At 70.1% G+C, this 25,127-nt stretch carries 21 protein-coding genes; 13 read left to right on the top strand and 8 right to left on the bottom strand.

What is annotated here, in order from left to right:
• Positions 1 to 3 precede the first annotated feature (3 nt).
• Positions 4 to 1,101, top strand: a complete 1,098-nt coding sequence (locus ACFT7S_RS01295) for a cytochrome P450 (protein WP_382725286.1) — start codon at positions 4 to 6, stop codon at positions 1,099 to 1,101.
• Here ACFT7S_RS01295 and treY read toward each other — a convergent pair.
• Together treY and glgX are read right to left on the bottom strand one after the other, a co-directional pair.
• Entirely contained in the window at positions 1,004 to 3,442 is a 2,439-nt protein-coding gene (treY, locus tag ACFT7S_RS01290) for a malto-oligosyltrehalose synthase (RefSeq protein WP_382725890.1), read from the bottom strand. The genes ACFT7S_RS01295 and treY overlap by 98 nt on opposite strands.
• A 102-nt stretch (positions 3,443 to 3,544) precedes the next feature.
• Complete coding sequence (glgX, locus tag ACFT7S_RS01285; RefSeq protein ID WP_382725284.1) at positions 3,545 to 5,707, bottom strand: glycogen debranching protein GlgX; 2,163 nt, start codon at positions 5,705 to 5,707, stop codon at positions 3,545 to 3,547.
• A gap of 347 nt (positions 5,708 to 6,054) precedes the next feature.
• Between glgX and ACFT7S_RS01280 the strand changes: the two genes are divergently transcribed.
• From ACFT7S_RS01280 to ACFT7S_RS01265, 4 genes are all read left to right on the top strand, one after another.
• Positions 6,055 to 7,287 (top strand): SAV2148 family HEPN domain-containing protein, encoded by a 1,233-nt coding sequence (locus ACFT7S_RS01280; protein WP_382725282.1) that lies wholly within the window; start codon positions 6,055 to 6,057, stop codon positions 7,285 to 7,287.
• A 100-nt stretch (positions 7,288 to 7,387) separates the two neighbouring features.
• Complete coding sequence (locus ACFT7S_RS01275) at positions 7,388 to 8,116, top strand: 3'-5' exonuclease (RefSeq protein ID WP_382725280.1); 729 nt, start codon at positions 7,388 to 7,390, stop codon at positions 8,114 to 8,116.
• 215 nt (positions 8,117 to 8,331) lie between these two features.
• Positions 8,332 to 9,786 carry a basic amino acid/polyamine antiporter gene (locus ACFT7S_RS01270; protein WP_382725278.1) on the top strand — a complete coding sequence of 485 codons (1,455 nt, stop codon included), beginning with the start codon at positions 8,332 to 8,334 and terminating at the stop codon, positions 9,784 to 9,786.
• Positions 9,787 to 9,839: 53 nt separating this feature from the next.
• A complete protein-coding gene (locus ACFT7S_RS01265; protein WP_382725276.1) occupies positions 9,840 to 11,105 on the top strand; it encodes an arginine deiminase in 1,266 nt (421 codons plus the stop codon).
• Here ACFT7S_RS01265 and ACFT7S_RS01260 read toward each other — a convergent pair.
• Entirely contained in the window at positions 11,102 to 11,968 is an 867-nt protein-coding gene (locus ACFT7S_RS01260) for a phosphotransferase enzyme family protein (protein WP_382725274.1), read from the bottom strand. The two genes, ACFT7S_RS01265 and ACFT7S_RS01260, sit on opposite strands and share 4 nt — an antisense overlap.
• A 99-nt stretch (positions 11,969 to 12,067) precedes the next feature.
• On the opposite strand from ACFT7S_RS01260, the gene ACFT7S_RS01255 reads away from it, so the two are divergent.
• The 8 genes from ACFT7S_RS01255 to ACFT7S_RS01220 all read left to right on the top strand — a co-directional run bounded on the left by ACFT7S_RS01255 (position 12,068) and on the right by ACFT7S_RS01220 (position 19,949).
• Complete coding sequence (locus ACFT7S_RS01255) at positions 12,068 to 13,042, top strand: carbohydrate ABC transporter permease (protein ID WP_382725272.1); 975 nt, start codon at positions 12,068 to 12,070, stop codon at positions 13,040 to 13,042.
• Positions 13,039 to 13,878 (top strand): carbohydrate ABC transporter permease, encoded by an 840-nt coding sequence (locus ACFT7S_RS01250; protein WP_382725270.1) that lies wholly within the window; start codon positions 13,039 to 13,041, stop codon positions 13,876 to 13,878. The genes ACFT7S_RS01255 and ACFT7S_RS01250 overlap by 4 nt, the downstream gene beginning before the upstream one ends.
• Positions 13,878 to 15,173 carry an ABC transporter substrate-binding protein gene (locus ACFT7S_RS01245; RefSeq protein WP_382725268.1) on the top strand — a complete coding sequence of 432 codons (1,296 nt, stop codon included), beginning with the start codon at positions 13,878 to 13,880 and terminating at the stop codon, positions 15,171 to 15,173. The genes ACFT7S_RS01250 and ACFT7S_RS01245 overlap by 1 nt, the downstream gene beginning before the upstream one ends.
• Positions 15,174 to 15,227: 54 nt before the next feature.
• On the top strand, positions 15,228 to 16,427 hold the full coding sequence (mgt, locus tag ACFT7S_RS01240) for a macrolide-inactivating glycosyltransferase (protein ID WP_382725266.1): 1,200 nt from the start codon (positions 15,228 to 15,230) through the stop codon (positions 16,425 to 16,427).
• A 333-nt stretch (positions 16,428 to 16,760) separates the two neighbouring features.
• Positions 16,761 to 17,963, top strand: a complete 1,203-nt coding sequence (locus ACFT7S_RS01235; protein ID WP_382725264.1) for a S8 family peptidase — start codon at positions 16,761 to 16,763, stop codon at positions 17,961 to 17,963.
• Positions 17,964 to 18,221: 258 nt separating this feature from the next.
• Positions 18,222 to 18,605, top strand: a complete 384-nt coding sequence (locus tag ACFT7S_RS01230) for a DUF4440 domain-containing protein (protein ID WP_382725262.1) — start codon at positions 18,222 to 18,224, stop codon at positions 18,603 to 18,605.
• A gap of 56 nt (positions 18,606 to 18,661) precedes the next feature.
• Positions 18,662 to 19,246, top strand: coding sequence for a TIGR03086 family metal-binding protein (locus ACFT7S_RS01225; RefSeq protein WP_382725260.1), 585 nt, complete (start codon positions 18,662 to 18,664; stop codon positions 19,244 to 19,246).
• A gap of 70 nt (positions 19,247 to 19,316) precedes the next feature.
• Positions 19,317 to 19,949: a DsbA family protein gene (locus ACFT7S_RS01220; protein ID WP_382725258.1), complete on the top strand. Its 633-nt coding sequence runs from the start codon at positions 19,317 to 19,319 to the stop codon at positions 19,947 to 19,949.
• Between the two features lie 12 nt (positions 19,950 to 19,961).
• Here the strand turns inward: ACFT7S_RS01220 and ACFT7S_RS01215 are convergent, their stop codons facing one another.
• The 5 genes from ACFT7S_RS01215 to ACFT7S_RS01195 form a co-directional block, all read right to left on the bottom strand.
• On the bottom strand, positions 19,962 to 20,708 hold the full coding sequence (locus tag ACFT7S_RS01215; RefSeq protein WP_382725256.1) for a sirohydrochlorin chelatase: 747 nt from the start codon (positions 20,706 to 20,708) through the stop codon (positions 19,962 to 19,964).
• A gap of 7 nt (positions 20,709 to 20,715) precedes the next feature.
• Positions 20,716 to 21,594, bottom strand: a complete 879-nt coding sequence (locus tag ACFT7S_RS01210; protein WP_382725254.1) for an ABC transporter permease — start codon at positions 21,592 to 21,594, stop codon at positions 20,716 to 20,718.
• A complete protein-coding gene (locus ACFT7S_RS01205) occupies positions 21,581 to 22,372 on the bottom strand; it encodes an ABC transporter ATP-binding protein (protein ID WP_382725252.1) in 792 nt (263 codons plus the stop codon). The genes ACFT7S_RS01210 and ACFT7S_RS01205 overlap by 14 nt, the downstream gene beginning before the upstream one ends.
• Before the next feature lie 51 nt (positions 22,373 to 22,423).
• Positions 22,424 to 23,539: an ABC transporter substrate-binding protein gene (locus ACFT7S_RS01200; RefSeq protein ID WP_382725250.1), complete on the bottom strand. Its 1,116-nt coding sequence runs from the start codon at positions 23,537 to 23,539 to the stop codon at positions 22,424 to 22,426.
• Between the two features lie 234 nt (positions 23,540 to 23,773).
• A complete protein-coding gene (locus ACFT7S_RS01195) occupies positions 23,774 to 25,126 on the bottom strand; it encodes a sulfate adenylyltransferase subunit 1 (RefSeq protein ID WP_382725248.1) in 1,353 nt (450 codons plus the stop codon).
• Position 25,127: the final 1 nt, after the last annotated feature.

Below are 25,127 nucleotides of genomic sequence, written 5' to 3'. Positions count from 1 at the left end.
CGGATGCAGACCGGCCCGCCCGCGGAATCCCCCGGCACCAACAGCCCCCGCACCCGGGAGGGCACGGCGGGGCCCAGCGTCCTGACGCCCGGGGCGGACCGGGACCCGTTCCGGCTGCACCTCTACCGCCGTCTGCGCGAGGACCACCCGCTGACGTACGACAGGGGCCTCGGCGCCTGGCTGCTCAGCCGGTACGCCGATGTGGCGGCCGCACTCACCGACCCCCGGTTCGCCGGCTACCCGCACGAAGGCGCTCCCCGCGGCAGCCCCGCGCCCCTCGGACTCTGCCGGGGCAGCCTCGACTGCGCGCCCCTGCCCGGTGGCGCCCGGCACCGGCCCGCAGCCCAGCCGGCGCACGGCAGCGAGGCCCTGGAACGGACCGCCTACGTCCTGGCACGCCGAATAGCCGACCGCCAAGAGGCGGACCTCGTAACGGAGTTCTGCCACTGGCTCCCGCTCGGCGGCGCCGTCACCGCGGCCGGGCTCTCCCACCCCGACCTCACCCGGCTGTCCCGCACCGACCTCCACCTCCGGATAGCCCGGTCCTCGGTGACCATCTGCGCCGTGCACACCGCGCTCCGCGAAACGGCCCTCGCCTCGTTCCTCGCCAACGTCCTGGACGAGCCCTGCCTCCTGGAAGTCCTGGGCACCGACCCCGACCTGATCGTGGGCGCCTGGACGGAAACCCTGCGCCGTGACCCGCCCGTGCAGATCGTCCTGCGCCGCACCCTCACCGACGTCTCCGTCAGCGGCGGCACACTCCCCGCAGGGGCGCCCGTCGCCTGTCTGATGGGCGCGGCGGGACGCGACCCCGACCGGTTCGCCGCACCCGACCGCTTCGACCCGTTCAGGCCCGACCCGGGACACCTCACCACCGGCCCCGCCCACTGCCCCGCCGTACTCCTCGGCCGGCTGGAAGCCGAACTGGGGCTGCACGCCCTGCTCGACGCCATGCCCGGCATCCGCTGGGCGGAAGGCTTCCGTCCCACCGCCACCGGTCTCCTCACCCGAGGCCCGCGAACACTCCTTGTACGGCCTTACGGAGCAATGCCACCGGCCGTTCGGCGAACAACTCGGCCACCTCGACCGCCGGACCTGTGAACTCGCGTCCCGGCGCCAGCAGATCGTGCCAGGGCCCCGCGTCGGGCAGCGTCAGCACCGTGCCGCGCCAGCCGCCCTCCTCCGCGAGGCGCAGGGACAGCCGGGTCACCGCGGTGACCGCCTCGCCCGACCGGGAGAAGGCCAGACAGTGGGCCGCCGCCGGGCCGCGTGCCGCCAGCGGGGTGTACGTCCCCGACTCCCCGAAGAGCTCCGGCCGCTCACGGCGCAGACCCAGTGCCGCCACCGTCACCGCCGTCTTCTCATCCGCCTCGCGGTCGGGTTCCCGGAACGGCCTGCGGTTGTCCGGGTCGACGAGGGCGAGGTACTCCCGCTCCGTGCCCTGATACAGATCCGGCACCCCCGGCATCGTCAGCTGCACCAGCGCCGCACCCAGCACATTGGCCCGCACCTGGGGGCCGAACGTGGCCGCGAACCGCGTCAGCAGCGCACGCGCGGGACCCGCGACACTTCCGGGCCCCGCCGCGACGAAGTCCGCCACCGCCCGCTCGTACGCCGGATCGGGCTCGGTCCAGCTGGTGAACAGACCGGCCTCCCGTACGGACTTGAGCAGCGCGGGCTCCAGCCGCGCCGCAAGCTCCTGCGCCGGCAGGCCCGCGCAGCCGTACGCGGACTGCCACGCCTGCCAGGCCAGCTGCGGGTCGGGAGCGGCCACAGCAGTGGCCCGGCTCAACTGCGCCACCAGGGACGACCACTGCTCGGTGCACTCCGAGAGCACCGCGATCCGGGCCCGTACATCGGCGCTCCGCTTGGTGTCGTGCGTGGTCAGCACCGTGCCCGTGGCGGGCCAGTCACGGGCGAGACGGGCGCAGAACGCGTGGAACTCCTCCGGCGTCACCGCGGGCCGGCCCGGATCACCGCCCACCTCGGTCGCCGAGATGAGCGGGACGTAGCGGTAGAAGGCCGTGTCCTCGACCGACTTGGCGTGCAGCGCGGACGCCGTCTGCGCGAACCGGGCGCAGAACGCCGTCTGCGCCTCGCCCTCGCCCAGCCGCCCCAGCGCCAGCTCCCGCACGACATCGACGGCCGTCGCCTCCTCGGGCACGGAGAACACCGCCTTCGCGTCCCGTACCGCCGCGGCCGGAAGCGCCGATTCCGCGAGCTCCGTGACCGGGCCGCCCGCGGTGACGTACGGCCGGTAGACGGGGATCCGGACGAGCAGTTCCGTGACGGCCGCGTGCAGCGCCCACGGGGCGTGGTCGCGCAGGGCGGGGTCCTGGGCGCAGACCTGGGTGGCGAGCCGGGCCAGCCACTGGGTCTCGGCGGCCAGTTCGTGGTTGACCACGCGGTACGCCGCCCGGCGCACCGTCGCCGTCCAGTAGCCCCCGCGGTCCCCGGGAGGCCCGGCGAAGTCCCGGTACCGGCCGAGCAGGTCCGCCGCGCCCGTCGGGTCGGTGAACAGCCCGTCGATCCGGTGGAGCGCGTCGTACCCCGTCGTACCGGCGACCGCCCAGCCCGCGGGCAGGGTTTCGGAGCCGGTGAGGATCTTCTCCACCACCGTCCAGCTGCCGCCGGTCGCCTCGCTCAGCTGCTCCAGATAGGCGGCGGGTTCGGCGAGTCCGTCAGGATGGTCGATACGCAGCCCGTCGACGACGCCGTCGCTCAGGAGTTCGAGGATCTTGGCGTGTGTGGCGGCGAAGACCTCGGGGTGCTCCACGCGCACGCCGATCAGCTCGGAGATGGTGAAGAACCGCCGGTAGTTCAGCTCGGTGCGTGCCAGGCGCCACCAGGCGAGCCGGTAGTGCTGGGCGTCGAGCAGTTCGGGCAGGGGCATGTCCGCCGTCCCCTCGCGCAGGGGGAACTCCTGCTCGCCGTAGCGCAGCACCCGCGCACCGGAGCCCTCTTCGGAGCCGGCCCCGAAGGAGCCGACCCCCAAGGAGCCGACCTCGAAGCGGCCGATCTCGTCGGCGAGCGGTCCCGCGAGCACGGGCAGCAACACCTTGCCGCCGCCCGCCGTCCAGTCGATGTCGAACCACTGCGCGTACGGGGACGCCCGCCCCTCGCGCAGCACCTCCCACAGCTGCCGGTTGTGGCGGGGCGCGGCGGCCATGTGGTTGGGCACGATGTCAAGGATCAGTCCGAGGCCGTACTCCCGGGCGGTGGCGGACAGCTGCCGCAGCCCCGCCTCGCCGCCCAGTTCGGCGCGTACGCGACTGTGGTCGACGACGTCGTAGCCGTGCCGGGAGCCGGGGACCGCCTCCAGGACGGGCGACAGATGCAGATGGGAGACACCGAGCGCGGCGAGATACGGCACTGCCTTACCGGCAGCGGAGAAGGGGAAGTCCGGTTGGAGCTGGAGCCGGTATGTGGCGGTGGGCGTCATGAACACGTAAGTACCCATCGGGGAGCCGTCTGTGTCACGGCCCGTGCGGAAGGACCCCCTCCGGCGGCATCGGATTCACCCGCCGGAGGGCCCTCGCCTCCGCTACGCCGGGCGCTTCAGGACCGTCAGACTGCGCCCGATCAGCGTGACCCGCTCACCCGCCGAGACCTTCGGCCCGGTGGCGGGCGGCACACCGTCCGAGCGGGCCGTGTCGACGACGATCTGCCACCGCCGCCCGTGATTCACCGGAACGGCGAACTCCAGGGTGTCGGCACCGGCATTGAACATCAGCAGGAACGAGTCGTCGGAGATCCGCTCGCCGCGCGGACCGGGTTCCGAGATCGCGTGCCCGTTCAGAAAGACCGTCATGGCCTTGGCATGCGCGGCCTGCCAGTCCCGCTGGGTCATCTCCTGCCCCTGCGGGGTGAACCAGGCGATGTCGGAGAGCTCGTCGTGCGTGCCCTCCACCGGCCGGCCGTGGAAGAACCGCCTGCGCCTGAACACCGGATGGTCGCGGCGCAGCCACACCATGGCGCGGGTGAACTCCAGCAGACCGGTGTCCGCACCGGAAGCACTCCCGTCCTCACCCTCCTCGCCGTCCGCCGTACGGGCGGCGGGGTCGGGCCAGTGGACCCACGCCAGCTCGTTGTCCTGGCAGTAGGCGTTGTTGTTGCCGTGCTGCGTACGGGCGAACTCGTCCCCGTGGCTCAGCATCGGCACACCCTGGGACAGCATCAGCGTGGCGATGAAGTTGCGCATCTGGCGGTTGCGCAGCTCCAGGACTTCCTTGTTCTCGGTCTCGCCCTCGGCCCCGCAGTTCCAGGACCGGTTGTGGCTCTCGCCGTCCCGGTTGCCTTCGCCGTTGGCGTCGTTGCGCTTGCCGTTGTACGAGACGAGGTCGTGCAGGGTGAAGCCGTCGTGGCAGGTGGTGAAGTTGATCGAGGCGAGCGGCCGACGGCCGTCGTCCTGGTACAGGTCGGAGGAGCCCGTCAGCCGCCCGGCGAATTCGGCGAGCGTCCGTGGTTCGCCCCGCCACAGGTCCCGCACCGTGTCGCGGTACTTGCCGTTCCACTCGGTCCACAGCGGCGGGAAGTTCCCCACCTGATAGCCGCCCTCGCCGACGTCCCACGGCTCGGCGATCAGCTTCACCTGGCTGACCACCGGGTCCTGCTGCACCAGGTCGAAGAACGACGACAGCCGGTCCACCTCGTGGAACTGGCGTGCCAGGGTCGCCGCCAGATCGAAGCGGAACCCGTCGACGTGCATCTCGGTCACCCAGTACCGCAGCGAGTCCATGATCAGTTGCAGGACGTGCGGCGACCGCATGAGCAGGGAGTTCCCGGTCCCGGTGGTGTCCATGTAGTACCGCTGGTCGTCGGCCAGCCGGTAGTACGAAGCGTTGTCCAGGCCCCGGAAGGAGAGCGTCGGCCCGAGATGGTTGCCCTCGGCAGTGTGGTTGTAGACCACGTCGAGGATCACCTCGATGCCCGCCTTGTGCAGGGCCCGGACGGCCTGCTTGAACTCCAGCACCTGCTCGCCGCGGTCGCCCCAGGACGCGTACGCGTTGTGCGGGGCGAAGAAACCGATGGTGTTGTAGCCCCAGTAGTTGGCCAGGTCCGAGTCCGCCAGACGATGGTCCTGGACGAACTGATGCACCGGCATCAGTTCGATCGCCGTCACGCCCAGCTCCGTCAGATGGGCGATGACCTCCGGATGGGCCAGCCCCGCGTACGTACCGCGCAGCTCCTCGGGCAGCCCCGGATGCAGCATCGTCAGGCCCTTCACATGGGCCTCGTAGATCACCGTGCGGTGGTAGCCCGTCCGGGGCGGCCGGTCGTCGCCCCAGTCGAAGTACGGATTGACCACGACCGAGCTCATGGTGTGCGGAGCGGAGTCGAGGTCGTTACGGGCGTCGGGCCGGCCGAACGGATAGCCGTACACCGCCTCGCCCCACTCGATCTTCCCGGAGACCGCTCGCGCGTACGGGTCGAGCAGCAGCTTCGCCGAATTGCAGCGCTGTCCGCGCTGCGGTTCGTACGGTCCGTGGACCCGGAAGCCGTACCGCTGACCCGGCATCACACCGGGCAGGTAGGCATGGCGGACGAAGGCATCGGTCTCGCGGAGCTCCACCGCCGTTTCGGAACCGTCGTCGTGCAGGAGGCACAACTCGATTCGGTTGGCGGCCTCCGAAAAGACCGCGAAGTTGGTACCGGCGCCGTCGTACGTGGCACCGAGGGGATACGCCTGTCCCGGCCAGACCTGCATAGATCGACTCTTCCACTTCTGATCCGGGTGCTGCGGGGTCTTCGTCCCGATACTCCCCGAAAGTAGGGCGTGCGCCTAGCACGTCGGCCGGTGCTGTCAACATCGGGCACTTCGGTACCGCTCCGGACAGGAATCCGTGCGCCCCGTGCGCCGGACTGTGCGCCGGGTGGCCGGGGGCGGGGTGCCTAATCACTATGAATCGGCTCACTCCACCCGATCTCGCCGAGGGGAACAGGCTTGATTCACATGGCAGTTGGGAAAGCAGCCTGCGCATCGGGCTGCACCGGCTCACCCTCGCGGAGTACCCTTCCTTGATCGTTGGTGGGGGAGTGGAAGGCGGTACGCGGGTGAGCTCGGGAGGCTTCGAGCTACCCCCAGGTGGCCCAGGTCACGAGGGGGAATCGACCGATGCCCCGCCAGGGGCGGTCTCCCTTGCACAGCCCATGGAGATAGGCGCGGAGCTGGACTGGGGAGCGGACGCCTGGGGCGAGGTCCGTACGCGCGCCCAGCGGGCAGGGCGGGCCTACATCTGGCTGAATCTCGTCGAACAGCGGCTGCGTGCCGTGGTCGCCGCGGTGCTCCGGCCCATCTACGAGCCCGTGCACGGCGAGGACTGGGTGGTGGCCGCCGCCGGGCCCGCCGGGCAGGAGTGGGTGCAGCGGGCCGTCGCCGTCCGCGAGGTCTCGCGCCGCAAGGGCTATCTGCTCGATCCGGCCGACGACAACGTCCTCAGCTTCCTGACGCTCCCGCAGCTGCGGGAGCTGATGGTCCAGCACTGGCCCTGCTTCGAGCCCTACTTCGACGACCGCCGCGATGTCGAGCTGGCCCTCGACGAGCTGGAGGTGGCGCGCAATGTGGTCTCCCGCAACCGCGCCCTGAACGAGGCGGTCCTCGCCCAGGCCGAACGGGCCTCCGCACGCCTCCTGGAGATCCTGGGCAGCGGGGCAGCTGTTCCGTCCGCCGACCGGCTGCCCGTGGACGCCGTCGAGGAACTGGTCGGTGACCGGTACGCCGACGTGGTCTCCGTCCACCCCGACCGCGTACGGCTCCAGCGCCAGCTGCCCGCCGAGGATCTGTTCGGCGGGGCGCGCCGCCTGGATGCGATCGGTATAGGGCTCAATCTGCTCGTGCAGAACTTCTCCGGCCGACGGCTGGTCAGGCTCGCCGAATCGGGCTGCCGGGTCCGGCTGCTCTTCATCAACCCGGCGAGCAGCGCGGTCAAGCGCCGGGAACGGGAACTGGGGCTCAAGAAGGGCGAGCTGAGCCGTTCGGTGGAGATGAACATCCTTCATATGCGCCGGGTCCGCTCCAAGCTCCGCGACCCGGGGGCCTTCGAGATCCAGGTCTTCGACGAGACCCCCCGCTTCACGGCCTATCTGGTGGACGGCGACGGTCCCGACGCGGTCGGCGTCGTCCAGCCGTATCTGCGGCGCGCACGCGGCATGGAGGCGCCCGTGCTGGTGCTGCGGGGCGGGGGCCGCGCGGTGGTCCGGGCGGGGCAGGACAGCGAACACGGTCTCTTCGAGACGTACCGCGAGGAGTTCGAGTCGGTCTGGACGGACTCCCGGCCGGTGTCCTGAGACGCCGGGGGGCCTTCGGGGCCACCACCCCGAAGCGTTGTCAGTGGTGCGTGCGATGGTGGTCGTCATTCGGGGGAGAGCACCACGTAGGAGGTACGGGATGGGCTGGCACAGGGAGCCACTGGTCGGCTTCGACCTGGAGACGACGGGTACGGAGCCGCAGGAGGCGCGGATCGTGACGGCGGCGGTCGTCGAGGTCGACGGCCGGGACGGCGAGCCGCTGCGTCAGCGCACCTGGCTGGCCGATCCGGGCGTCCTGATTCCCGCACAGGCCTCGGCGATCCACGGCATCAGCAGCGAGCGGGCGGCGGCCGAAGGCCGGCCGGTGCGCGAGGTGGCGGACGAGATCGCGGAGACCCTCGTGGAGTGCTGGCGCCGGGGCGTGCCGGTCGTCGCGTACAACGCGGCATTCGATCTGACGCTGCTGACGGCCGAGTTGCGGCGCCACGGACTGCCGTCGCTGAGCGACCGGCTCGGCGGGGCGGGGATCGGCCCGGTCGTCGACCCGTACACCATCGACCGTGCCGTCGACCGCTACCGCAAGGGCAAGCGCACGCTGGAAGCCGTCTGCGTCGAGTACGGGGTGGTGCACGGAGGTGCCCATGACGCGGGCGCGGACGCGCTCGCCGCGGTGCGCGTGGCATACGCGATAGCCGGGCGGCACGGCTCGGTGGCCGCGCTGACCCCCGCCGAGCTGCACGAGCGCCAGATCGGCTGGTACGCGGAGTGGGCGGCCGACTTCCAGCAGTTCCTGCGCCGCAAGGGCACGGCCGACGCGGTGATCGACGGCCGCTGGCCGCTGCGCGAACCGGCGCCCGTGGCCGGCTGAGCAACGGCCCGCCCGGAACGGCTTCGCGTCCGGGCAAGGTACACACCGTCAAAGCCTCCAAAAGGGGCAAATAGCGCTTTACGGCGTAGATTCACTCCCGTTGGATGGGCGATGCGGCAGATACGAGCCGCCTCCTGACGGGACCCGTGTCACTCTCCCCGTCTGTCGGCCGTCCTTCCCGGTCCCCGGAACGCGCCGCACCGACGAGGGAAGACATGAGCCACGCTGACGCCGGTACCGATACGGCCGCGCGAGTCCCGACCGCGGCCAAGCTGACGTTGCTGACACTGACCACGATGGTCGTCGGCTCGATGGTGGGCGCCGGCGTGTTCTCGCTGCCGCGGCGTTTCGCCCAGGAGACAGGTGTCGCGGGCGCCCTCATCGCCTGGGCCATCGCGGGCACCGGCATGCTGATGCTCGCCTTCGTCTTCCAGGCGCTCGCGATCCGCAGACCCCGGCTCGACGCGGGTGTGTACGCCTACGCCAAGGCCGGATTCGGCGAATACCTCGGTTTCTTCGCCGCGTTCGGTTACTGGGCGAGCGCCTGCGTCGGCAACGTGACCTACTGGGTCCTCATCATGTCGACGATCGGGGCGATCTGGCCCGCGCTCGGCGACGGTGACACCGTGCTCGCCGCGGCCCTTTCCTCGGTGGGCCTGTGGTGTTTCTACTTCCTTATCCGCCGGGGCATCAAAGAAGCTGCGGCGATCAACAAGATCGTGACGGTCGCCAAGGTCGTGCCGATCCTGGTCTTCGTCCTCCTCGCCCTCTTCTATTTCAAGGCCGATGTCTTCGCGGACAACTTCGGCGGCGCCGACTACTCCGGCTCCCTGTTCAACCAGGTGCGCGGCACGATGCTGGCCACGGTGTTCGTCTTCCTCGGTGTCGAGGGCGCCAGCGTCTACTCACGCCACGCCAAACGGCGGGAGGACGTGGGAAAGGCGACGATCCTCGGCTTCCTCAGCGTCTTCGCCGTCTTCGCCTCGGTCACGATCGTCTCGTACGGCATCATGCCGATGGCCGAGATGGCCGAACTGCGGCAGCCCTCGATGGCCGCGGTCCTGGAATCCGCCGTCGGCACCTGGGGCAGCGTGTTCGTCAGCGTCGGCCTGATCGTCTCCGTACTCGGGGCCTACCTCGCCTGGACGCTGATGGCCGCCGAGGTGCTGTTCGTCGCGGCCAAGGACGACGACATGCCCCGGTTCCTCCGACGCTCCACCGCTGCCGACGTTCCCGTACCCGCGCTCCTGATGACGACGGTGCTGACGCAGGTCGTGCTCGTCGTCACGCTGTTCTCCGACGACGCGTTCAACTTCGCGCTCGATCTGACCAGTGCCCTGACCCTGATCCCGTTCCTGCTCGCCGCGGGCTACGCAGTCAAGATCATGCTGAGGCCCGACGAGGGCGACACGGCCGCCGGCCGCCGGCGCGACCTCACCGTGAGCGTGGTCGCGACGCTGTACACCGCGTTCCTGCTCTACGCGGCCGGCCTGAAGTTCGTCCTCGTCTCCTTCATCGTCTACGCCCCGGCCACGATCCTCTTCGTCATGGCCAGGCGGGAGCAGGACAAGCAGCTGTTCTCCCCGCGCGAGCTCGTCATCCTCGCCGTCTCCGTGGCCGGTGCGCTTCTCGGCGTCGTCGCTCTCGCCGCCGGCTGGATCAGCCTCTGACCGCTCAGACCACCGGCCACGCCACCACCCGAGCCACTCCGGAAAGGCACACCGTGACAACCCCCGACACCCCCACCGCCGCCACACCGTACGGCGTCCACTCGGAGGTCGGCCGGCTCCGCAAGGTCCTGGTCTGCGAGCCCGGGATGGCGCACCGCCGCCTCACCCCCACCAATTCCGACGATCTGCTCTTCGATGACGTGATGTGGGTCGAGAACGCCCAGCGGGACCACGCGGATTTCGTCAACAAGCTCCGGCACCGGGGCGTCGACGTCGTCGAACTGCACGAACTGCTCGCGCAGACCATGGCGGTCCCCGAGGCCAGGAACTGGCTCCTCGACCGGAAGATCACCGCCAACGAGGTCGGCGTCGGACTCATCGACAACACCCGGGCCTTCCTGGAGACGCTCGCCCCGCGCCGGCTGGCCGAGTACCTGATCGGCGGTCTCGCCACCGCCGACCTGCCGGACGAATTCCGCTCCGGGTATGTGGCGCTGGCCCGGGAGTCCACCGGGGTCCGCGAATACCTCATGCCGCCGCTGCCGAACACGCTCTACACCCGGGACACCACCTGCTGGCTGTACGGCGGCGTGACCCTCAATCCGCTGTACTGGCCCGCCCGGCACGACGAGACGCTCCTGATGAAGGCCGTCTACCTCTTCCACCCCGACTTCATGGACTCCACCGTGTGGTGGGGCGATCCCGAACAGGACTGGGGTCAGGCCACGTTCGAGGGCGGCGACATCATGCCGGTGGGTAACGGCGTCGTCCTCATGGGCATGAGCGAGCGCACCTCCCGGCAGGCCATCACCCAGGTCGCCCAGTCGCTGTTCGCGAACGGGGCGGCCGAGCACGTCATCGTCGCCGGCATGCCCAAACTGCGGTCCGCGATGCATCTCGACACCGTGTTCACCTTCGCCGACCGGGACATCGTCACGCTCTACCCGGCCATCATGGACGCCGTCCACACCTTCTCGCTGCGACCGGGCGACAAGGCCCCCGGCCTCGACATCACCGACGAAGGATCACGCGCCTTCGTCGACGTGGTCGCCAAGGCGCTCGGGCTGCCGGAGCTGCGGGTCATCGAGACGGGCGGCGACGTGTACGCCTCCGAGCGCCAGCAGTGGGACAGCGGCAACAACGCGGTCGCACTGGAGCCCGGTGTGGTCTTCACGTACGACCGCAACACCCAGACCAACACCCTCCTACGCAAGGCGGGTGTCGAGGTCATCACCATCGTCGGCGCCGAGCTCGGCCGCGGTCGCGGTGGCGGGCACTGCATGACCTGCCCCCTGATCCGCGACGCGGTGACCTTCTAGAACGGGTACCAGCGGACCTCGGGGTCGTTGTCGCGGAGCGACGCCACTCTCCGGCGGAACTCCGCCAGCGCCTTCGGGTTGGCCGGGGCGTGCTGCGCGACCCAGGCGCAGCTCGCCGTCTCCCGGGCGCCGCGCAGGACCGTACAGCCCTCCCACTCCCGGACGTCCCAGCCGTACGCCGCCGTGAACGCGTCGTACGCCTGGGCGGGCAGGCCGTACCGGTCGCGGGAGAGGGCCAGTACCACCAGGTCGTGTTCCCGCAGATCCGCGGAGAAGGTCTCCAGATCGACCAGCACCGGTCCGTCCGGGCCGATGTGGACGTTGCGCGGAAGCGCGTCGCCGTGGATCGGGCCCGGCGCCAGGTGCGGGGTCAGGGCGGCGGCCGCCGTCGCGAAGCCGTCGCGGCGCTCGCGCAGGAAATCGGCGTCGGCCCGGTCGATCGCGTCGCCCGCCAGCGTCAGCCAGCGCTCGACGCCGCCGAGCAGTTCACGGCGCGGCAGCACGAAATCCTCCGGCGCGCTCAGCGCGTGCACGCGCGTGAGGAGCGGCGCCAGATCCCGCGGCTCGGCGGGGCGCACGGCAGCCGGGAGCCGGTGCCACAGTGTCACCGGGTGGCCCTCGACCAGCCGCGCCCCGGGCTCGGCGGCCCGTACGGCGGGGACGTCGGACGCGGCGAGCCACTGGGCGACGGCCAGTTCGCGTTCGGCCCGCTCGCGCAGCTCCGGGTGGAGCGCGGCGTCCCGGCCGACCTTGACCACCAGCTCGCCGACGGCGAATACCGCGTTCTCGCCCAGCGCGATCAGTTCCGCGTCGCCGGGCAGTCCGGCGGCGCTCAGTACCTCGCGCGCACGCATGTCGTTCATGCTCCCGATTTTCGCATCCCTGCAGGCCACCTTGACGAACGGACGGCCCGTCAGCACGATGACGGAGGCCACCTGGGCGGCCAGACCGGAATGAATCCGATGCAATGGAGCAAAGGGGTCGAATCCGTGACACTGGCGACCGCAACGGGGCGGTCCGGGCGCAAGGATCCACGCGGGAGACAGTCCGGCCGCGAGCGGCGGGCCGGACGGGACAGAGCCGCCTGGTTCCTGGTGCTCCCTGCCCTGATCCCGATCCTGATCCTCAGCGTCGGACCGCTGCTCTACGGCATCGCGCTGGCCTTCACCGACGCACAGTCCGGCCGCACCCGGTCCACGCAGTGGATCGGCGGGCTCAACTTCCAGGACCTCCTGCACGACACCCTGTTCTGGGACTCCTTCCGCATCGGCCTGCTGTGGGCGGTCGGGGTCACCGTCCCGCAGTTCGTGCTCGCGCTGGGCCTCGCCCTGCTGCTCAACCAGAATCTCCGGATGCGCTGGCTGGCGCGAGCGCTGGCGATCATCCCGTGGGCGATGCCCGAAGTGGTCGTCGGCATCATGTGGCGGCTGGTCTACAACCCCGACGCGGGCATCCTCAACGAGACCATCCGCGATCTCGGTCTCGGCGACGGCCGGGACTGGCTCACCGGCCTCGCCACCGCGCTGCCCGCCGTCATCGTCGTCGGCATCTGGGCCGGCATGCCCCAGACCACGGTCGCGCTGCTCGCCGGGCTCCAGAACACCCCGCACGAGCTCCACGAGGCGGCGGCCCTCGACGGTGCGGGGGCCTGGCGCCGCTTCCGTACGGTGACCTGGCCGGCCATCAAACCGGTCGCCCTCGCCATCACCGCACTCAACTTCATCTGGAACTTCAACTCCTTCGCGCTGGTCTACGTCCTGACCGCCGGCGGCCCCGGCGGCCGTACCCGCCTGCCGATGCTCTTCGCGTACGAAGAGGCGTTCCGCTACGGCCAGTTCGGTTACGCCGCCGCTATGGGCTGTGTGATGGTCGCGGTGATCTCCGTGATCCTCGCCGTCCATCTCGTCGGCCGCCTGAGGGGAGGCGAGGACAAGTGAGCCTCCGTACCAGCAGAGCCGCACGTGCCGGGCAGTACGCCGCACTGCTCTGCTACCTCGTATTCCTGGCGTTCCCGTTCGCCTGGCTGATCTCCACCGCCTTCAAGCCCGCCCGCGAACTGGGCTCGCTGCACCCCACCTGGATTCCCGAGAATCCGACCCTGGACAACTTCCGGCAGGCCTTCGACGAACAGCCGCTGCTCCAGGCCGCCGCCAACTCGCTGATCGCAGCTGTCTCCGCCGCCGCGATCGCGGTGCTCATCGCCACACCCATGGCCTACGTGATGGCCCGCCACCGCGGCAGGCTGTCGACCGCCGCGACCGGCTGGGTCGTGGTCAGCCAGGCGTTCCCGTTCGTCCTGGTCATCATTCCGCTGTTCCTGCTCCTCAAGAATCTGCATCTGATCAACTCGCTGTGGGGGCTGATCCTGGTGTACGTGGTCTGGTCGCTGCCGTTCGCGCTGTGGATGCTGGCGGGGTACGTGCGTGCCGTGCCGCCCGAACTGGAAGAGGCGGCCGCCGTCGACGGGGCCGGAAAGCTGCGCACCCTGGTCTCCGTCACCGCCCCGCTGCTGGCGCCCGGGATCGTGGCCACCGCGCTCTTCGCGTTCATCACCGCGTGGAACGAGTTCTTCTTCGCGCTCGTCCTGCTCAAGACACCGGAGAAGCAGACCTTGCCGGTCGTACTGACCCACTTCCTCGGCGCGGAGGGCGTGGCCGACCTCGGGCCCCTCGCCGCCGCCGCCTTCCTCGCCACCCTCCCCTCCCTCGTCCTCTTCGCCGTCATCCAGCGGCGGATCACCGGCGGCATGATGGCCGGGGCGGTGAAGAGCTGATGCGCGCACTCACCCGGGCCGCCGCGGCGGCGGCCACCGCACTGACCCTGCTGCTCAGCGGCTGCGCCGACGACCGGGACGGCAGGGACGCGAACGGCACGATCAGGCTGAGCTTCCAGTCGCTGGCCTGGCAGAAGGAGTCCGTCGACGCCAACAAGCAGCTGGTGAAGGAGTGGAACGCGGCCCATCCCGACATTCAGGTGGACTACGTCCAGGGCAGCTGGGACAACGTCCACGACCAGTTGCTCACCTCCTTCGAGGGCGGTGAGGCGCCGGACGTCATCCACGACGCCTCCGACGACCTCGCCGACTTCGCGTACGGCGGCTACCTCGCCGATCTGCGCACGCTCCTGCCGGAGCGGCTCACCGCCGATATCCCGGAGCAGTCCTGGCGCACGACCACGTTCGACGGCGGTGTCTACGGCGTCCCGTTCCTCCAGGAACCCCGGGTCCTGATCGCCAACACCGAGATCCTCAAGGCGTCCGGGGTGCGCATCCCGACCCCGGAGCGGCCATGGACCTGGCCGGAGTTCCGCCAGGTCACCAAGGAGCTGACGGCGAAGGGGAGATACGGGGTCGCCTGGCCGCTCAAGGAACCGGTCTCCGTCACCCTCAACCTCGGCCTCTCCGCCGGAGGGCAGCTCTTCCACCGGGACGCGGACGGCAAGGTGACCATCCGCTTCGAAGAGGGCGACCAGGTGGTCCCCGGAACCATCCACGACCAGGTCGGCACCGACCACAGCGCCGCCCGTACGGCGCTGGGCATGGGCGGCTCGGACACGCTCCCCGGATTCTTCGGCGGCAGATACGCCATGGTCCCGCTGGGCTTCGCCTACCGTCAGCAGATCGTCGAGCAGGCGCCCGAGGGATTCGAGTGGACGGTTCTGCCCGCCCCGGCCGGCTCCGCCGGACTCGCCCAGGGCGTGAGCCCGCAGACCCTCTCCGTCGCCCAGGACAGCCCGTACAAGAAGGAAGCGATGCGGTTCATCGACTTCCTGCTGCGCCCGCCGAACATGGTCCGCCTGGCCAAGGGCGACTGGATGCTCCCGACCGGCACCGAAGCCCTCGCCGACCCCGCCCTGCACACCACCGACAACGGCTGGGCGACCGGCACCGCACTGGCGAAGGCGCTGCGCCCGGCACCCGCTCAGTCCGTGCGCGGCTACCCCGAATGGAAGGACAAGGTCGCGACCCCCGCCCTCCAGGAGTTCTACAGCGGGGCGATCGACATGGAGGAACTGCGAAAACGCCTGGTCGACGACGGGAACCGGGTCCTGGCCCGATACCAGCGCTGAGTGGTCCGCGCATTTAAGATGGACGAGACGTATCGTCTCGCCTAAGGTGAGCGCATGACCGAATCCCCGCGTGCCCACATCGTCATGTTCTCCATCGCCGCCCACGGGCACGTGAACCCGAGCCTCGAAGTCATCCGGGAGCTCGTCGCCCGTGGGTACCGCGTCAGTTACGCCATCCCCGCCGCCTTCGCCGAGAAGGTCGCGGCCACCGGGGCCGAGCCCGTGCTCTACACCTCGGTGCTGCCCGTCGACGACGACCCCGAGGCCTGGGGCACCGAACTGATCGACAACATCGAACCCTTCCTGAACGACGGCATTCAGGCCCTGCCCCAGCTCGCCGCCGCCTTCGAAGGGGACGAGCCGGACCTCGTCCTCCACGACATCACCTCCTACCCGGCCCGCCTCCTCGCCCACCGCTGGGGCGTCCCTGCCGTCTCCCTCTGGCCCAACCTGGTGCCCTGGGACGGATACGAGGAAGAGGTCGGCGAGCCCATGACCGCCGAGCTCAGGCGGACCGAGCGGGGCAGGGCCTATTACGCGCGCTTCGCGGCCTGGCTCGCGGAGAACGGCCTGGGCGACGTGTCCTCGGACGACTTCGTGGCCCGGCCGCGCCGCGCCCTCGTCCTCATCCCGGAGGCGCTCCAGCCGCACGCCGACCGGGTGGACCGCACTGTCCACACCTTCGTCGGCGCGTGCCAGGGCGACCGGGCCGACCAGGGGGAGTGGCAGCGCCCGGCCGGGGCCGAGAAGGTGCTTCTGGTCTCCCTGGGCTCCTCGTTCACGAAGCAGCCCGCCTTCTACCGCGACTGCGTCGAAGCCTTCGGCGATCTGCCCGGCTGGCACGTCGTGCTCCAGATCGGCGCCCATGTCGACCCGTCCGAACTCGGGGACGTACCCGCCACTGTGGAGGTGCACTCCTGGGTGCCGCAGCTCGCGGTGCTCAGGCAGGCGGACGTCTTCATCACCCACGCGGGTGCCGGCGGCAGTCAGGAAGGGCTCGCCACCGGCACCCCGATGGTCGCCGTTCCGCAGGCCGTCGACCAGTTCGGCAACGCGGACATGCTCCAGGCGCTCGGCGTCGCCCGGCATCTCCCGATGGAGGAGGCGAACGCCGAAACCCTGCGCGAGGCCGTGCTCGCCCTCGTCGACGATCCGCAGGTGGCGGCCAGGGTCGCCGCCGTACGGGCGCGGATGTCACAGGAGGGCGGCACGAAGCGAGCGGCCGACCTCATCGAGGCCGAACTGCCCGCGTAATGGCCGCCGCCGCCTTCCTTTCGAAGGCATGGGCGTAATCAAGCCGTCTCCTCGTGCTGCTCGTTGAACTCGGGTGCGGCCCCCTCCATCCGCCGGAGGGGGCCGCACCCGTTCCGGCGATACAAGGTCCATACACATAAAGGCAGTTGATGGCCGTGTCCGACTTGACTGGGCATGGCCGATTTCTTATTACGAAACCTTGTTGAGTAAGTCACAGCTGTATGAAGGTCTTGATCTGAGCGTGTCAATCGGTCAGGGTTTCGAACCAGCCCCCGGAGATTTTCCGGCCGAGGGCCAATCCCCCCACAAAGAATGACGAGGAGATCCCTCTTCATGGCAATTCACAAGCGCGCACGCCGGATCAAGCTGACCGCCGCGATAACCGCAGTGGCAGCGGCAGCCGGAGTCACCCTTCTCTCCACCTCGTTCGCGGGAGCCGCACCGTCCCCGGCGATGGGCACGGTCTACGGCGCGGACGCGGCCACCGCCGTCTCCGGCAGCTACATCGTGATGCTGGACGAGAAGGCGGACAAGGCCGAGCTCGCCAAGGAGTACGGCGGCAAGCTCAAGCGGAACTACAAGTCCGCCATCAACGGCTTCTCCGCCAGCGGCCTTTCGGAGACCGAGGCCAAGCGCCTCGCCGCCGACCCGGCCGTCGCCAAGGTCGTCCAGAACAAGAAGTTCACGGCCAGCGCCACCCAGGACAACCCGCCGTCGTGGGGTCTCGACCGGATCGACCAGGCCGAGACCGCCGGTGACAAGGCGTACACCTACCCGGACGCCGCAGGTGAAGGCGTCACGGCGTACGTCATCGACACCGGTGTCCGTGTCACGCACAGCGACTTCGAGGGCCGCGCCACATCGGGCTTCGACGCCGTGGACAACGACGACAACGCCGACGACGGCAACGGTCACGGTACGCACGTGGCCGGCACCATCGCCGGAGCGGCCCACGGAGTCGCCAAGAAGGCGAAGATCGTGGCCGTGCGCGTGCTCGACGACTCGGGCTCCGGCACCACGGAGCAGGTCGTCGCGGGCATCGACTGGGTCACCGCGAACCACGAGGGCCCGTCCGTCGCCAACATGAGCCTCGGCGGCAGCGCGGACCCGGCGCTCGACGCCGCGGTCCAGAAGGCCATCGCCTCCGGCGTCACCTTCGGGGTGGCCGCCGGAAACGAGTCCAGCGACGCGGGCGAGGGTTCCCCCTCCCGCGTCCCGGAGGCGATCACGGTCGCCTCGTCCACGGTGGACGACGAGCAGTCGTCGTTCTCCAACTTCGGCTCGGTGGTGGACATCTACGCCCCCGGCTCCGACATCACGTCGGCGTGGAACGACAGCGACACCGGCACGAAGACCATCTCCGGTACGTCCATGGCGACCCCGCACGTCGTGGGTGCCGCCGCCGTCTACCTGGGCGGGCACGCGGACGCCACTCCGGAGCAGGTCGCCACGGCGCTGACCGAGGGGGCCACCCCCGACGCCATCACCAACGCGACCGAGGGCACGGCGAACAAGCTGCTGAAGGTCGTCGAGTAACCGACCCGTGAGCAGTGGCCGGGCGGCGACCGGAGCATCATCCGCCGCCCGGCCGCACCGAATCCGCGGCCGCCGTGCCCTCCCCCACGGGGCGCGGCGGTCGCTCCGGCCGGGAGCATCGTCCTATGGTGTGCCCATGACCACGACGTACACGGTTTCCCCGCGCGGGACCGATACGAGGCGGCCACACGGGCGCGGTGGCTTCGCCGCGACGACCCGTGGCCGGAACGCCCCTGCGGAACCTGTGGAGATGAACACGTGACCGAACCGTCGCCCGCCGTGGCCGCGGCCATTGACGGAGAGCTGCGCCTCCTCGACCCGGTGGTCCGTGCTTCCGCGGAACTCCTTGTCTCGCTGCTCCACGCCGAGTTCAGCGAGATCGGCACCAGCGGCCGGCTCTGGAACCGCGACTCGATCATCGCCGCACTGACCGCCGCCGACGCCCCGAGCCCCGGCCCGCTGACGGCGTCACGGATGCAAGGCGTCCAGCTCTGCACCGACTTCGTGCACCTCACCTTCGACACTGAGTCCAAGGGACTGCACTCCCACCGCAGTTCCCTGTGGCGGCGCACCGAGGACGGCTGGCTGCTCTACTTCCACCAGGCCACGCCGTACGTCGACGATCCGTTCGCCGAGATCTGACCCCCTGTCGCACTTCTTCAATACCGGTGCAGGGGCCGGGCCGTAGCGTGCCGGGCATGAAGAACGAGCACGCACACATGACCGAATGCGCTGCCGAGGCGGCCCGGATCGCCCGCGCCATCAGCGCAGCACAGCTGGACGCGTCCACCACACCCTGCGCCGGCTGGGACGTTCGCGGCCTCGTCAACCACTGGGTTCTCTACACCGCGCACGGCCTGGAACACCGTGCCCTGCGCAGGACGCTCCCCGACGAGCTCATCACGCGCGACTTCACCGCAGAATCCGACTGGGCCGAGAGCTACGCGGCGCAACTGGACCGGGCCGTCGCCGCCTGGTCGGACCCGGCCGTCTGGGAGGGCGACGTCGACCTCGGCGGTACGTCGTCCCCGGCGGCCGAGATCGCGGCCATGCTCATCGAGGAGACTGCCCTGCACAGCTGGGACGTGGCCCGGGCCACCGGACAGGAACTCAGGCTCTCCGACGGGGCGGCGGCCTACCTCCTGGAGACCGTCGAAGGATCGGCCGCGCTCTACCGGCAGTACGAGGGCTTCGGCGACGAGATCACGGTGGCTGCCGACGCCTCCGTCCTCGACCGGGCCCTGGCCGCCTCCGGACGCGACCCGCACTGGACCGCGGCCTGATAGGTGGCCCAGTCGACGGGCCGGTGATTGGCCCGGGTGAGTACGCCAATGGCTGCCTAGGCTGATCCGTATGACCCTTCACCGACACGTCAGCACGGGCAGGACCGTCGTCGATTTCTACTTCGACCCGGCCTGCCCGTTCGCCTGGATCGCCTCCCGGTGGATGCTGGAGGTCGAGCAGCAGCGCGACATCGACCTCCGCTTCCGCCTCATGAGCCTCTACTTCCACAACACCGGCAACGAACTCCCCCACTGGTACCGCGATCTCGTCGACAGATCGATCGGTCCGGTACGGGTCGCGGCCGCCGCGGCGGCCGGTCACGGGGAGGACGTCCTGCGCGACCTCTACACCGCGCTCGGCACCCGCATCCATCAGCAGAAGAACCAGGACTTCGACGCCGTCACCGCCAAAGCCCTGGCCGAACTGGGTCTGCCCGCAGCCCTCGCGTCCGCCGCGCACTCGGAGACGTACGACGCAGCGGTCCGCAGCAGCCACGACCGGGGGAAGGACCCGGCGGCGGACGCCTACGTCGGTACCCCCACGATCCATGTCGACGGCACCGTCTGGTTCGGGCCCGTACTCAACTCGATCCCCCGGGGCGAGGAGGCGGCCCGGCTCTTCGACAGCTTCCGGGTGCTTGCGAACCACTCCGACTTCTTCGAGCTGAAGCGCTCCCGCACGGGCAGCCTGTCGTACGACTGACGGCCGGACGGTTCAGCCGGCCGCCGCGAACCGCTCCGCGACCCGCGCCTCGTCGTACCGCCGCACCAGCAGCCGCGCCAGCTCGGGCGCGGCGCCGAGGACATCGGCCACCACATCCGCCTCGGCGGCACCCGCGAAAATACGGTCCGGGAGGCGGCCGGGGGCGATGACGTACGGGGCCACGGCCACCCGCCGTACGCCGTCGGCCCGAAGATCCCGTACCGCGTCCTCGGTACGGGGAAGAGATGCGGAGGCGAACGCAGGCCGCACGGCGCACCAACCGGTGTGCCGCAGCTCCCGCGCGATTTCAGCGATCACTGCGATCGCCTCCGGGTCTGTGGAGCCCGCCGAGGCCAGGACGAGCCCGGTCGAGCTTTTGTCGCCGGGGGAGACCCCGGCCTCGTACAACCGCTGTTCCAGCGCCGCGTTCAGCAGCGGCGAAGGGCCCAGGACCTCGGCCTGCCGGACGCGCAGCCGCGGCAGGCGGGTCCTGGCCTCGCGCAGCACCGAAGGAATATCGGCCTTGGCGTGGAAGGCCCGGGTGAGGAGCAGAGGCAGTGTGACGACATCCTCCGCACCCTCCGCGGCCAGGCGTTCCAGCAGCCGGGGCACGGAGGGCGCGTTGAACTCCAGGAAGCCCGTCTCCACACGCAGCCCCGGCCGCAGCGCCCGTACCCGCTCGGTGAGCGCGTGCACGGTCGCCGCGTGCCGCGGATCGCGGCTGCCGTGGGCGATGACGAGGAGGACAGGGGACGGCATGCCGGACTCAGCTCTTCACGAGGAGGCCGCGGCTGCGCAGGACCCACCGCTCCAGCGGACTGAAGATCAGCAGGTCGATCGCGATGCCGACGAACAGGATGAGGAGGATCGAGAGGAAGATCCCCGGCATGTCGAAGTTGTTGCGGCCGTTCTCCAGCAACTGCCCGAGCCCGAGACCGAGATCGGGCGACGAGGCGATGATCTCGGCCGCCATCAGCGAACGCCAGGAGAAAGCCCAGCCCTGCTTGAGGCCCGCCAGATAGCCGGGCAGTGCGGCCGGCAGCACGATGTGCCAGGTGCCGCGCAGTCCGGTCGCACCGAGGGTGCGGCCCGCCCGGATGACCAGCGGAGGCACCTGGTCGACGCCGGAGACCAGACCGTTGGCGATCGAGGGGACCGCGCCCAGCAGGATCACGGCGTACATCATCTTGTCGTTGAGCCCGAGCCAGATCACGGCCGGCGCCACCCAGGCCACCGAGGGCAGGGACTGGAGACCGGACAGGATCGGGCCGATGGCGGACCGGACGAACTTCACCCGGGCGACCAGCAGACCCAGCGGCGTACCCAGGGCGACGGCCAGCAGGAATCCGAGCAGACCACGCGAGACGCTGGTCCAGATGACCTCCAGCAGCGTCCCCTGGAGCCACATGTCGACCGCGCTGTCCCAGACGGCGGACGGTGGCGGCAGCTTGTAGTCCTCGGTGACCTGCGCGGTGACCAGCAGCTGCCAGGCCGCGACCACCAGGACCACCGCGAGCAGCGGCGGCAAGACCTTGCCGACCAGGACCTCGCGCACCGGGGTCCGCCGCACCTGCACGGCGTCCAGGGCGTCGAGACCGGCTTCGAGACCGGCCAGATCGTCGGTCTTGATGTCAGTGCTGGCCATGTCGGCGGATCTCCCCACGCAGTTGTTCGGTGATCTCGACGGACAGCTCCGCCACCGCGGTGTCCTCGATACGGCGCGGATGCTCGATATCGACCGACCACTCGCGGGCGATCCGGCCCGGCCGGGACGACAGCAGGACGACCCGCTGGGCGAGGCGCACCGCCTCCCGCACGTTGTGGGTGACGAAGAGGACCGAGGCGTTCGTCTCGCGCCAGATCCGGGTCAGTTCGTCGTGCAGCACATCGCGGGTGATCGCGTCGAGCGCGGCGAACGGCTCGTCCATCAGCAGGAGTTGGCTGTCCTGGGCGAGCGCGCGGGCCATCGCCACCCGCTGCCGCATACCGCCGGAGAGTTCGTGAACCCGCTTGCCGAACGCCCCACCGAGCCGGACGAGTTCGAGCAGCCGCTCGGCTTCCGGGCGGCGGTCCTGCTTCGGCACCCCGCGCAGCCGCAGGGCGAGTTCGATGTTCTTGCCCGCGGTCAGCCACGGGAAGAGGGCGTGCTCCTGGAACATCAGGGCCGGCCGCCCGCCGGGGGTCTGGATGGACCCCGCGGTCGGGCGGTCGAGTCCGGCCACCAGATTGAGCAGCGTCGACTTTCCGCACCCGGAGGCTCCCAGGAGGGTGACGAACTCGCCGGGAGCGACATCGAGCGTGATGTCGTCCAGGACGAGCTGCTGACCCGTGGGTCCTGCGAAGGACTTCGAGACGTGCGAGATACGAGCGGCGTGCTCGACCGTTGCACGGTCCTCGGCCTTGGTGAGGGTGGTGGTCGCCATGGTCGTCACCTCCTGGGAATCCTGTATTCCTGGAACGGATGGGCGGTCGGGCTACTTGACGCCGAGACCGGCGTCGCTGACCCCGGGCTTGCCCGCGGCCTTGAGGATCTTGTTGAGCGGCTTGAGGTCGTAGATGCCCGTCAGGTCCGTCTCCTCCAGGAGACCCGCCTTCACCGCGTGGTCGGCCTGCGCGTCGAGCGTGGCGGCCAGCGGGTCGTCCGTGAACCGGATGGACTTCCACGCCGGGTCGATGACCTCGGGGGCCAGCGCCTTCCCGCCGAGCTCCTTGAGCGCGGCGTTGGCCGACGCCTTTGCCTTGTCCGGGTTGGCGTTGATCCATGCGTTGGTGTTCACCGAACCGCGCAGTACCGCCTCGACCACGTCCGGGTGCTCCGAGAGGAACTTCTGCGACACGATGATGTTCGTGATCACGAACTTGTTGTCGGGCCACAGCGTGGACTCGTCGAGGAGCACCTTGCCGCCCTCGGCGACCAGCTTGGACGCGGTCGGCTCCGGCACCCAGGCACCGTCGAGCGAGCCCGCCTTGAAGGCGTCCGGAGTGACCTTGTTGTCCGAACGGACCACGGAGACGTCGCCCTTGCCGCTCTGGGCGTCGACCTTCCAGCCCTTCTCGGAGATCCAGTTCAGGAACGCCACGTCCTGGGTGTTGCCGAGCTGAGGAGTGGCGATCTTCTTGCCCTTGAGGTCGTCCAGGGTCTTGATCTTCTTCGGGTTCACGACCAGCTTCACGCCGCCTGAGGCAGAACCCCCTACGATCCGCAGGCTCTTGCCCTCGGACTTCGAGAAGCCGTTGATGGCGGGGGAGGGGCCGATGAACCCGATGTCGATCGAACCCGCGTTGAGCGCCTCGATCTCGGAGGGACCCGCGTTGAACGTCGAGGGCTTCACCTCGGTGCCGCCCAGCTCCTTGGCGATCAGCCCTTCCTGGATACCGACCAGGGCGGTGGCGTGCGTGAGATTCGGGAAGTAACCGATCTTCACGCTGTCCGCGGAGAGCTTCTTGCCGCCGGCGGAGACGTTCGCCTTCTTGGCGTCGTCGTCCTTGGCCTCGGAGCCGTAACCGCAGGCCGTGAGTACCACGGCGAGCAGCGGCAGGGCGGCGGCAGCGGCAAGGCTGCGGCGAACGGTGGAACGTGGGGCAGACACGGGAGGCTTTCCTCTCGTCGGCCCGGTGCTCACGTCCCCCGGAAGTCCGGGGGCATGGCCGGGCGGTCGGCAGGTCTTCGTCTGAACGGGCGGTGCGGTTGGTGCGAGCGGGCGCGCAGGCAGTGCGCGTACGTCATCACGCACATCGCCCGACGCCGCCCTGGCCGCTGCCGAGGGCGCCGCTGCCGACCCGGCCGCCCTCCTTCGCGAAGGTCGAGAAGACGTCAGTACCCATCAGAAGTCCCATGCGGCGTCGTCGCCCGCCGGGGCCTCGTCCCGCGCGGCACCGGCCACCTCGGCGAACGAGGCACCCGCCATGCCGGCGGAGAGCGTGGTGCCGTCCGCGGGGTCGATCAGCAGGAACGAGCCGGTGCGCCGCGAGTCCGCGTACGCGTCGAGCGCGAGCGGTTCGGCGGTGCGTACGACGACCCGGCCGATGTCGTTCGCGACCAGCTGCCCCGGAGCGGGGTGCTGGGAGAGGTCGTCCAGGGTCAGCCGGGACGGGATGTCCTTGACGATCGCCTTCACCGTCCGGGTGGTGTGCTTGAGCAGCACCCGCTGGCCCACCGAGAGCGGCTGGTCGGCCACATGACAGACGGTCGCCTCGACGTCCTGGGTGACCGCGGGCGTGTCGCCGGTGGGGGCGAGCAGGTCACCGCGCGAGACGTCGATGTCGTCGGCCAGCCGGATGGTGACGGACTGCGGCGCCCACGCGACGTCGACGCTCTCGCCGAGCGCGTCGATCCCCGCGATCGTCGAGGTACGCCCCGAGGGCAGGACGGTGACGGATTCGCCGACCCGGAAGGCTCCCGCGGCGATCTGTCCCGCGTAACCGCGGTAGTCGGGGTGCTCGGCGGTCTGCGGACGGATGACGTACTGGACCGGGAACCGGGCGTGGCAGGCGGTGAGGTCATGGCTGACCGGCACCGTCTCCAGGTGCTCCAGCACGGTCGGGCCGCCGTACCAGTCCATGTTGGCCGAGGGCTCCACGACGTTGTCACCGGCGAGTGCGGAGATCGGGATCGCGGTGATCTCCGGGACGCCGAGGGACGCGGCGTACGCCGTGAACTCCTTGGCGATGGCGGCGAACACGGGCTCCGCGTACTCGACGAGGTCCATCTTGTTGACGGCCAGGACCACGTGCGGGACACGCAGGAGCGCGGCGACGGCTGCGTGCCTGCGGGTCTGCTCGACGACGCCGTTACGGGCGTCGACCAGGACCACGGCCAGTTCGGCGGTCGAGGCACCGGTGACCATGTTGCGGGTGTACTGCACATGGCCCGGGGTGTCGGCGAGGATGAACCGGCGGGCAGGCGTCGCGAAGTAGCGGTAGGCGACGTCGATGGTGATGCCCTGCTCGCGCTCGGCCCGCAGTCCGTCGGTCAGCAGCGCCAGGTCGGGCGCCTCCTGACCCCGGTTGCGGGACGCGTGCGCGACGGCCTCCAACTGGTCGGTGAGGACCGATTTCGAGTCGTGCAGAAGCCGTCCCACGAGGGTGGACTTGCCGTCGTCGACCGAGCCCGCGGTGGCGAACCGAAGCAGCGTGGTGGTCGACACCTGGCCGGCCTGCTGGATGGGTGTGGTCATG

Source organism: Streptomyces sp. NPDC057136, from assembly GCF_042670885.1.
Taxonomy (GTDB): domain Bacteria; phylum Actinomycetota; class Actinomycetes; order Streptomycetales; family Streptomycetaceae; genus Streptomyces.
The sequence above is the reverse complement of the archived record's forward strand: the minus strand, read 5'-3'. Positions and strand labels throughout refer to the sequence as shown.

What these genes read in the sequence shown, in the direction of transcription:
- glgX (WP_382725284.1), bottom strand. Translation starts at nt 5,707, where the DNA reads ATGCAGGTCTGGCCGGGACAGGCGTATCCCCTCGGTGCCACGTACGAC.
- ACFT7S_RS01270 (WP_382725278.1), top strand. Translation starts at nt 8,332, where the DNA reads ATGAGCCACGCTGACGCCGGTACCGATACGGCCGCGCGAGTCCCGACC.
- ACFT7S_RS01245 (WP_382725268.1), top strand. Translation starts at nt 13,878, where the DNA reads ATGCGCGCACTCACCCGGGCCGCCGCGGCGGCGGCCACCGCACTGACC.
- ACFT7S_RS01205 (WP_382725252.1), bottom strand. Translation starts at nt 22,372, where the DNA reads ATGGCGACCACCACCCTCACCAAGGCCGAGGACCGTGCAACGGTCGAG.
- ACFT7S_RS01225 (WP_382725260.1), top strand. Translation starts at nt 18,662, where the DNA reads ATGAAGAACGAGCACGCACACATGACCGAATGCGCTGCCGAGGCGGCC.
- ACFT7S_RS01195 (WP_382725248.1), bottom strand. Translation starts at nt 25,126, where the DNA reads ATGACCACACCCATCCAGCAGGCCGGCCAGGTGTCGACCACCACGCTG.
- ACFT7S_RS01295 (WP_382725286.1), top strand. Translation starts at nt 4, where the DNA reads ATGCAGACCGGCCCGCCCGCGGAATCCCCCGGCACCAACAGCCCCCGC.
- ACFT7S_RS01255 (WP_382725272.1), top strand. Translation starts at nt 12,068, where the DNA reads ATGCAATGGAGCAAAGGGGTCGAATCCGTGACACTGGCGACCGCAACG.
- ACFT7S_RS01275 (WP_382725280.1), top strand. Translation starts at nt 7,388, where the DNA reads ATGGGCTGGCACAGGGAGCCACTGGTCGGCTTCGACCTGGAGACGACG.
- ACFT7S_RS01210 (WP_382725254.1), bottom strand. Translation starts at nt 21,594, where the DNA reads ATGGCCAGCACTGACATCAAGACCGACGATCTGGCCGGTCTCGAAGCC.
- ACFT7S_RS01215 (WP_382725256.1), bottom strand. Translation starts at nt 20,708, where the DNA reads ATGCCGTCCCCTGTCCTCCTCGTCATCGCCCACGGCAGCCGCGATCCG.
- treY (WP_382725890.1), bottom strand. Translation starts at nt 3,442, where the DNA reads ATGACGCCCACCGCCACATACCGGCTCCAGCTCCAACCGGACTTCCCC.
- ACFT7S_RS01235 (WP_382725264.1), top strand. Translation starts at nt 16,761, where the DNA reads ATGGCAATTCACAAGCGCGCACGCCGGATCAAGCTGACCGCCGCGATA.
- mgt (WP_382725266.1), top strand. Translation starts at nt 15,228, where the DNA reads ATGACCGAATCCCCGCGTGCCCACATCGTCATGTTCTCCATCGCCGCC.
- ACFT7S_RS01260 (WP_382725274.1), bottom strand. Translation starts at nt 11,968, where the DNA reads ATGAACGACATGCGTGCGCGCGAGGTACTGAGCGCCGCCGGACTGCCC.
- ACFT7S_RS01220 (WP_382725258.1), top strand. Translation starts at nt 19,317, where the DNA reads ATGACCCTTCACCGACACGTCAGCACGGGCAGGACCGTCGTCGATTTC.